Origin of the sequence: Kordia sp. (genome assembly GCF_022447245.1) — a bacterium.
Classification (GTDB): domain Bacteria; phylum Bacteroidota; class Bacteroidia; order Flavobacteriales; family Flavobacteriaceae; genus Kordia.
Window position 1 is genome coordinate 145,553 of sequence record NZ_JAKVBC010000009.1, and the last position, 9,805, is coordinate 155,357.

Annotated in this window: 5 protein-coding genes and 1 pseudogene; all 6 read right to left on the reverse strand. The window is 35.7% G+C overall.

Annotated features, from left to right (window positions below; all coding sequences use genetic code 11):
• Positions 1-12 precede the first annotated feature (12 nt).
• Entirely contained in the window at positions 13-1,422 is a 1,410-nt protein-coding gene (locus MK119_RS08455) for a RagB/SusD family nutrient uptake outer membrane protein (protein ID WP_290676943.1), read from the reverse strand.
• A gap of 14 nt (positions 1,423-1,436) precedes the next feature.
• Entirely contained in the window at positions 1,437-4,550 is a 3,114-nt protein-coding gene (locus tag MK119_RS08460) for a SusC/RagA family TonB-linked outer membrane protein (protein ID WP_290676946.1), read from the reverse strand.
• Between the two features lie 356 nt (positions 4,551-4,906).
• A complete protein-coding gene (locus MK119_RS08465; protein WP_290676950.1) occupies positions 4,907-6,538 on the reverse strand; it encodes an aryl-sulfate sulfotransferase in 1,632 nt (543 codons plus the stop codon).
• 139 nt (positions 6,539-6,677) lie between these two features.
• Positions 6,678-7,580, reverse strand: coding sequence for a hypothetical protein (locus MK119_RS08470; RefSeq protein ID WP_290676952.1), 903 nt, complete (start codon positions 7,578-7,580; stop codon positions 6,678-6,680).
• 10 nt (positions 7,581-7,590) lie between these two features.
• The gene (locus MK119_RS08475; RefSeq protein ID WP_290676954.1) at positions 7,591-9,276 is read right to left on the reverse strand and encodes a SusD/RagB family nutrient-binding outer membrane lipoprotein; all 1,686 of its coding nucleotides are present in this window, start codon (positions 9,274-9,276) and stop codon (positions 7,591-7,593) included.
• 11 nt (positions 9,277-9,287) lie between these two features.
• A pseudogene (locus MK119_RS08480) lies at positions 9,288-9,805 on the reverse strand (SusC/RagA family TonB-linked outer membrane protein); the annotation flags it as partial.

Genomic DNA, 9,805 nt, shown 5'->3' on the forward strand with positions numbered 1-9,805 from the left:
TTTTTTTAATTATTAGTATCCAGGGTTTTGAACCATATTAGGATTTGCATTGATTTCTGCTTGAGGAATTGGAAAAGTAAATTTCTCAGAAGAAACAGGTAAAGAACAAGGTACTGTTTCACAATCAATAGAAATTCTTTCAATTCCTACATTTAATATGTTTCTGAATCTTTTGATATCAAGATATCTGAAACCTTCAAAACATAATTCAATTCTTCTTTCAGCTTTAATATTTGTAATAGCTTCATTTAATGAAGTATATGTAGGCACAGTTTGTGCCGAACCGAATCTAGCAGTTCTAATCGCAGCAATATCAGCAGCAGCAGCAGCAAAATCAGGAGACGCTTTTCTAGCGTGAGCTTCAGCTCTGATTAAGTACATCTCTGAAAGTCTCATCGCTTTATAGTCATTGATATAGTTAGTATCCGCGTTTGGTGGATACTTTCCAATGCCTAAAGACGGTGGGGTAGCACCTGGATCACTACTTGGATCAACATTAACAGTACGACGAACATCTGCTGCTTCAAACTGAGCAAATAACTCGTTAGACATTTCCATAAAGTTTCCTCCTGTACCTGTAAAGATCCAGTTACCTGCAATCGAAGCATTGTTTCCTAAAACATTATCAAATTTGAAGATAACTTCAGTAGTATCACCATCACCAGCAAACATAGATGCATACTGAGCTTGATTAGCTAATGTATAGCTAGAGATGATAGTGTTTGCGTTAGAAATAGCAGTTGTATAGTCACCTGTGTATAATGCAATTCTAGCTCTTAAGAATGTAATGAAATTCTGTGAAGCGTAATTTACATCAGTTGAACTAGATGGCATTAAAGTTGATGCCAACGTAAGGTCATTTTCGATTTCTGTTAATACTTCTCCAACTGTATTTCTAGCAGGGAAACCAGAAGTCGCAACTACATTTTGATAGTATACTCCTAAAGAAGAAGAATTTGATAAATCTTCAGCATAGTAAGTTAATAAATCAAAGTGCAAGTAAGCTCTGAAAGCATATGATTGTGCTAAAACATTGTCATAAGCATCCTGCTCATCTGCTTCAGGGGTTATAGTAGAAGCAGCAGCTAGAAGTCGGTTGAAGTTATTTATTGCATTATATCTATCAGTCCAAGTTCCTTGGTCACCACCTTGAGAGTTTAATACTTGATTGATTAAAGCAATCTGTTGTCCTCCATTATCTGCGCCTACTTTACAGTTGTCAGCAAAAATAGAGTTAAACCCGAGTAAACTTACACGATTGATGCTATTGATAGCTCCACGAAGTCCGTTTTCTAAGTCGGATACTTGTTGAAAGGCTGTTTCTTCAACTAACGTATCTACAGGAAATCGTTCTAATTGATCATCACAACTTACTGTAAATAGTAAGGTAACAATAATTGGTATTAGAAAATATTTTTTCATTTTTTATTTTTTTTTTAAAAGTTTAAGTCAAATCCTAAAGAAAATGTTCTAGGAACTGGATAATCAAAGAAACCTCCAGCATCGTTACCTTCTGGATCAAACCCTCTCCATTTTGTCCAAGTAAATACGTTTGTTCCTTGAACATAAACTCTCATTCCAGAGAAGATGTTGGTTTTCTCTAAAATTTTAGAGTCAACAGTATATGATAATGTTACATTTCTTAAACGTAAGAATGATGCATCTTCGATGTAACGATCTCCAATTTCAGCACGACCTTGGAAATTTAATCTTGGAATATCTGTTATTTGACCTGGAGTAGTCCAAGCATTTAATACAGATACAGATTGGTTTGCAAAACCAGCTAAAGAAGCGTCTTCAATAATTGCTAGAGAGCTGTTACGTCTCCATCTGTCAGCTGCAAAAGAGAATAACGTGTTTAATGTAAATCCTTTATAAGATATATCTGCTCCAAAACCTCCGGTGTATGTAGGATCAAAGTTTTTATCTAAATAAACAGCGTTATTTGGATCATATTCGTTTGTAATATTACCATTAACATCGTAGTAAAGTGGTTGACCATTAGAAGGATCTACCCCAGCCCATCTTACATCATGCCAAGTTAAAGCTTGACGACCTTCAGTAGTACGTAAAGTATTTCCAGTAAATCCTACTGGCAATTCTTCAACTCTGTTTTTGTTGTAATTACCATTAGCTCTAACTGTTATAGACCATGGGTTAGATTGAGATTTTCTTAAAACATCATAAGCAATCTGTAAATCAACACCAGAGTTTCTCATACTTCCAATATTTGTAATTACAGTATTGTAACCTGTTTGAGCAACAGATAAAGGCGCGTTTGTTGAGAATAATTCTTCTGTTAAATTATTATAGTAATCAAATTCTCCAGATAATCTGTTATTCCAAAGTCCAAAACTTAAACCAACGTTTAACTGATTGGTAGTTTCCCATTTTATATCCTCATCTACTAAACCATTTAATCCGTATCCAGTACCTAATTGGTAACTAGTTGGGTCAGAAGCAACAGTTTGTAAACCTTGGTAACGGCTACCAACACCTTGGTTACCCACAACTCCATAACTAGCTCTTAGTTTTAATGTACTAATAAAATCTACATCATTCATGAAATCCTCGTTATCTATATTCCAACGACCTGCAACAGACCAGAATGTACCTGTTGAATTTTTTGGGAAACGAGAAGTTTTATCACGTCTTATTGTTCCAGAAAAACCGTATTTACCGTCGTAATCTAAATCTAAAGTAGCAAATAAAGAAGCTAAAGCAAGTTCAGTTTCGCTAGAAAATACTCCTGGAACATAGTTTAATGCAAGTTCCGTATCAGCATCTAAAATTCCGTCTCCATTTGTGTCATCACCTTCTTGAGTGTTTCCAGCAGTGAAACCAGCAGATGAACCTGGTAAAGCAGGATTCAATCCAAAAGCAGTAAATCCAGCTGATTGTGTATTTGAGTAGTTATACTCCCCGTATATAGAGGCAGATAAACTTAACTTGTCAGTAATGTCGTTTTGATATCTTAAAAAAGCATTCATTATGAAATTAGCATCTCTAAGAAACGACTCACCTTGCGATCCTTTTATTTCAGAACCTTGGTTAGGTGTAATTAAACCTCTAATACTTCCTGGAGTTGTGATCTGTAAAAATTCAATATTTGTATAATCAATACCAACAGAACCTCCAGCAGTTAAATTTTTAGCAAAATTGTAATCTGCAGAAATACTACCTACTGCCTTAAATTCAGTTTCTTGGTCAGTGTTAAATCTTGCAGTATTAATTGCTAAGAATGGAGTGTTTAAAAATCCATTAGCATTTACTTGGTTTCCGTTAGCATCGATAGCTCCACTTCGGATTGTACCAAATGTATTTAAACTTCCATCAGGATTAAATCTGTTTAAATAAGGAAGACCAATGTATGGCACTAAGAATGGGTTGTCTAACTGTCCACCTGTATTACCTCCTCTGGCAGCATCAACAATAAAGTTACTTACAGAGTAGTTTAATGTTAATGTAGTTCCATAATTAAATTTCTTGCTTTCAGAGCTTCCATTGAAGTTGTTTCTAAAAGAAAAACGCTTTAAGTCACTACCAAGAGTAATACCTTCTTGCTTATAGTATTGAGCAGATGTGTATGAGCTTGTATTCTCATTTCCTGTTGAAATACTTAATTCGTGAGAAAGAGTAGTTCCTTGTTGGAAGAATACATCTGACCAGTTTGTATTTGTCTGACCTGCAATAGCAGCGATCTGTGTATCAGATAAACCATCACCAAATTGTGTACCTGGCAATAAATCTCTTTGGTAAGTTAAGAATTGAGTAGCATTCATAACCTCAAATCTAGTTTTAGGTTTTACAGCAACACCATAAAGAGTTCTGTACTGAATGTTTATACCAGATCCTTTTTTACCTTTCTTGGTAGTTACGATTACAACACCACCGGCACCTCTGTTACCGTAAATTGCTGTAGCAGCCGCATCTTTTAATACTGATAAAGATTCGATGTCGTTTTGGTTTAAACTTCTAAAGTTATCTTGATCTACCGGTACACCATCAATTACGAATAATGGCTCAATATCTCCTTGTAAAGATCCACGACCTCTAATGATGATTGTTGCAGATTGACCTGGTTGTCCAGAACCTGTGTTCACATTTACCCCGGCAGCAGCACCCTGAAGTACCTGGTCTAACGAGTTGATTGGAACTTGTTCAATTGTTGAACCATCAACAGTTGCAATTGCAGATGCAACTTTTGCACTGTTTACAGCACCACCATAAGCGACTACTGTTACAGCTTCTAAAGCCTCACCTTGTTTTAATTGTACATTGATAGTTGTAGACGAAACCTTAACTTCTTGGTTTGCATATCCTACATAGCTAAAAACAAGCGTTTGCCCGTTGTTGGCTTTAATAGAATAATTTCCATCGAAATCAGTAGTCTTACCTGTAGTAGTACCTTTAATCAAAACAGTTGCTCCTGGCAGCGGCATACCTGTGTCATCGGTAACCGTACCTGAGACAGTCTGTTGTTGTGCAAACAGAATTTGCACAAATAACGCTAGAAATAGCGTTAGAATTCCACTAAACTTTGTTCTCATTTTTTTAATTTATTTGAATTAGCTATCGCCAAAAATCCTAATTATATGTTAATAATCCAATTTTTTTTTCTTAAAAATGCTTTGAAAGACCAAGTTTTTTTGAAAAATGAGGTTTATTTTGTCTTAATTTACAAGGGTATAGGTGTAGAAATGAGGGCGATGCGCAGCAATACATCTTAAAATTCTCAAAAGAAGAAGGTTTTGTTAAATATTTTAACTGATTGATGAAAATATGAATTATTAGCAGCAGCTTCTTTAATATTTTCAATAAATACCAATAAACTCAATAATTCAAAATAAGTGAATTATTGAGTTTATTTTTTTTGGAGCGTACTATTGAAAGTTTAGTCCAGTAACTATTTCTTTAAAACTTTCGTTGTAGTTATTTTGTTATTAGAATAAAGTTTGAGAATGTAAAGTCCTGAATGTTGATTACTAAAATCAATATTTCTTTTTTTAGTAGTCTGTATTAGTTGACCTAAAGTCGAGTATATTTCAACTTTATTCAGAGAAGCATTGCCAGTAATTGATATAAAGTTTTTTAGAGGGTCAGAGATAATCTTATAATCGGTAAGTTCTGATTCAGGAGTACTTAAAATTAAGCAACCTGTTAGATCTGGATTTTGTTCTACTGCTGCTCCTGGAGTCAGTGTGCGACCGTCAAATGCGGGATAGTCTGCAGCGTAGCGTAGGACTCTAAAAGTTAAATTTGGGGAAGCCGTTGAGTCATCTCCTTGTGATAAGATACCATTTGGTGTAACTGGGTTTATGTATTCCCATACAATTTCTTCATTTGGTGTTATTTCAAAAAAGTAGCCATCATCTCCATCGCAAATTAGTGTATTTCCATTAGGTAAGCGTTGTGCACTAGATAGAATTCTTGAGTAAAAATCTGTTTCTACTGCAGATTTGTATGTGTAATCAGTGTTAGTTGGTCCATAAGCTGTTCCAGTGGTATAACTATAAACTCCCTCAGAATCTTCTGGCGGTGTTATGATATCTATTTGTGATACACTAGGAACTCGATTGAAACCATTATTGAATAGTATAATTTTTCGAGCATCATCTAAACCATCAGGGATAAAATGTGGATAATGTTGTCCAAATAGTTTTTGATCATCTGCAGTTCCTCTTTTGTAAGCTTGAGGATTTCCCCATCTGTATAGGAAATCGCCTCCTTTTCCTCTATTTCCTCCTGTACTGCTTGCAGCTTCTGCAGTTGTAGTACTATGATCAATTATATATAATTCACTCAATAAACGTGAACTGATTACAATTTGATCCAGGCGTTCATCATATTGGATGGAGTTAAAATGTAACCAGTTAGCATTTCCTGCGGAATTTCCTAAAAAATTTATATCAAGTAGTTGAGGATTATTTTCAACAATACCATGATTATCTTTTGAGGGGTCAAGATCTTGTATTAAATGGTCTTTTACATTCCATTCCCAAACAACATTTGCAGTATTTAGACCAGTGGGTTCCAATTCAAAAATTTGCTCATTGAACAATTTTCCTTGTGTAAGATCGCTTGGATTTCTACCAGCCTGAATTGCTTCAGCTTCTGTCATTGTAGTTACTGCTAGCATAAGAATATTTCCATTTGGCATTGGAAATACGTCATGGTGCTGAGAAACTGTGGTAGTAGAGTAGGTGAAGTCCCAAAGTAGATTTCCATCCCAGTCAAATAACTCAACTTTACCACCAACACCTCCAAAATTTATGTCTGCATTTGAAACTCTACCTGCGCGAAGTAAGTTTCCGTTTTTTAATAGGTATACAGCATTCCCTGGAGCTACATCGCTTGTCCATTGATTGACAATTTCTCCGCAGTTGTTAATTAGATATGTTTCAGTGTGTCCTGCAGGAGCATAAAGTGTATATCCGTTAAAAGTGCCTGGGGCGTTCGTTATTGTACCGACAGTATTTTGAGCTTTTAATGTGATAAAAAACAATAAGGTACCGTACAAAAAGAGTTTACTTTTCATTTGATTTTTCATAGCATTTAATCTTGATTAAATCTAGTTCTTAGATTTTTGTCGCGAAAAGTAAAGAATATTAACTTTAAAAAAAAACTGCCCTTGAATAATTTCAAGGGCAGTTCTATAATATTAAGATATTTTAATCTTATTCATTACATAAGTTTAATGCGATTGGTCCAGCTGCAGATCCAGCTGTAGCAGTAGCTACTGTACTACCACTTGGTCCGGTGATTTGGTAAGACATTTCTCCCCAGAAATCACCATTGAATACCCAGTCTCCACTTACTCCATCAGGAATAGTAATAGTAATGGAGCCTGAACTTACACCAGGAGTACATGGGTAACCTGGATCTTCGTATGGAGTACAAAGTCCAATTTCAAATACAGTTCCATTACTTAATGTAATTGTAATTCCTGGTCCACCACCACCACTAGTAGTTGGTTGCCATCCATCTCCGTATGAATCTTGCATGTCAATTATCCAGTCTCCTGCAGGTAATGTTGGTGAATCGCACACAACTGTAGAAGAGAAAGTATGGTCTGCAGATTGATTGTCAAAGTTTGCACTTACATCAGAGAATGTTCCTTGTGGATTTGTTAATGCTAATCTGTAGTCAAAAGTATCTCCTCCTTCTAAACCAGCAGGATCAATACCTAAAGCAGCAATAATTGATGCACCATCAAAAGAAATATTTACTTCAGGGTATCCTCCGTCTGTATTTGTAAAACTTGAAGATTCAACAGTAGATAGTAAAACTTCAGCGGCTGTTACATTTTGTCCAGCAATGCTTACATATACTTCTACTTTTGAGATATCAGTTCCTCCAGCAGGAGAAATTAGCTGATAATCTTTAGAGAAACTAGAACTACTAGGATCTAACTTATTTACGTTGGTAGAACCATTTGTTATGATTTCGGAAGCAAATGGAACGCCTGTATTAATTAAATCATCAAAATCAACAGGTAACGTATCGTCATCTTTACAGCTATAAAATGCTATACATAAAGCACTTAAAGCTACGATTGTTTTTAAAAATTTATTTTTCATAATTTATTTTTTATTGAATAAATCCAGCAGGATTATTATCCCAAAATACTTGTACCGCTAGTCCAGGTTTTTGAGAAATATTAATGTTTCTATCAACTGTAACGTTTGGATACAGGAATGATCTTGGGAATGTACTTGTTCCTAATAATGTAGGCTGTAAGTTTCCTGGTGCACCAGTTCTTCTATATAAGTTATATCCTTCAACACCGTTACCATACATTGCTAACCAGTATTCCTTACCAATGATGTTCATTCTCTCAGTATCATTTGCAGCTGCCATGTACGAAGCCATTACTGCAGTCACATAATCATCGATATCTGTTGCTGAAGCAGTATTTGTAAAGTCTCCAGGGTTTGGTAAAAATCCAGTTACAGTAGCCATAGAAGATCTTATTCCTTGTTCTAACATTGCAGCAGCGTCATCAGAAGTTCCTAAGAATAATGCAGCTTCAGCTCTCATGAAATATACAAATGAATCCATCATGATTGGCCAAATACCAGCACCTTGTAATCCTTCATTGTCATCAATTCCTTCTGCGTCATTATCATCAAAACGACCTCCTACAGGATATACTCCAAATGTAGTTCTTTTTGCGTTATCTGGTGGAATACCATCGTTGTTACCATGGTCTCTTCCCCAATATCCATCGCCTCTTCCAAATAAAGAACAGTATGGTAATGGAACTGGTTGTGTAGCGTCAATCGCTGCATATGTTGCAGGTCTTGGGTTATTCCAACAATCGATTTCGTTGTTCAATGTAGCTTCATCTGTTGGGAAAGAATTTACCTGTCTGTAGATGTAGTATCTTAATCTTGGGTCATCCATACCTTTTTCTTCAGTTAATGCCCATGATAAATAGTTAGGAATGTATTCACCTGTATTGGCAGCAGAGTATTCTTCAACATAATATGGGTGTCTACTTTGAGGATTTATCGATGTTCCTGAAGACCATTTGAAATCGTCTGCGCTGGTAGTGATAATATCTCCACTAGTTAATAAAGCGTTGATTCCAGCAGCTGAACCTGTTGGGTCTATAAGCCTTCTGTTTAGATGATACTTTAATTTTAAAGTGTTTGCAAACTTAGTCCAGTTTGGCATGGTGTTACTAGCTCCTTCACTGTAGTATAAGTCATTGAAGTTAGGAGTGTTCCCATCAATACTCGCAAAATCAATTAAAGCTTGATCTATTTCTGCTAAAGCAGCATCATACACATCGCTACCTGCATCAGGAGCAGGGAAAACAATTCCGCTGTTTCCTTGTAAAGCTTCAGTATATGGTACATCACCAAAGTAATCTACCATTGTCATCATAGTGTATGCTCTAATAATTCTAGCTACTCCAATGTGTCTAAAACGAGATGAAGCTGTAGCAATTGGAATTAATGCTTCTACTTCGTTTAAAATATTAGCATAAGCTGTTGTCCACATTCCGCTGTTACTTGCGTTTGTGTTGTTAAAGTTTACATCATATTCGTCGAACATGTACTCTAATCGTACAGCTTCAGCTCCAGATTCTGTAGCATCTTCAAAAAATTCTGCTAACTGAAACTGGATATAGTTCAAGTTTGTGTCCGGGTCCAGTGCGTCTGGGCTCGGTACATTCGGGTCAACTAATAAATCTAATTCTGTTGTTTCACAAGAGAATACAAGTATTAGACCTAGCAACCAAAATAATTTATTACTTTTTATTTTCATTGTTGATTTTTTTAGAAAGTTACTTTTACGCTCATACCGTATCTTCTTGAGTTCCAAGAAGTTAAGTAGTCAAATCCTTGAGAGTTACCAACACCTAAACTGTTTAATTCAGGATCGTAGTTTACACTGTCAGGAGTGTTAAATGCCTTCACAAATAAGTTTTGACCAGAAAGTGTGAACGATACATTTCCAAATGGCGTTCTATCTAACCATTTTCTAGGAAGTCTGTAGCTGATAGAAGCTTCTCTTAATCGTAAATGTGTAGCATCGTAAATTAATGCTTCGTCAGTTCCAAAACCAATATTGTTAAAGTATGCTTCTGTAGCAGTTAACTGAATATCGTTTGGTTGTCCTGTAGATTGACGTACACCAGGTAGCACGATACTTTGTGTTCTGTCGAAGTCAGTGTCTTCTACAAGTCCTCTACCTACTAAAGCACCAACTGTTGTAGCATAAATATCTCCACCTTGTTGGTATTCCCACTGCATATTAACAGACCAGTTTTTCCAAGTAATTCCTGTGTTAACTG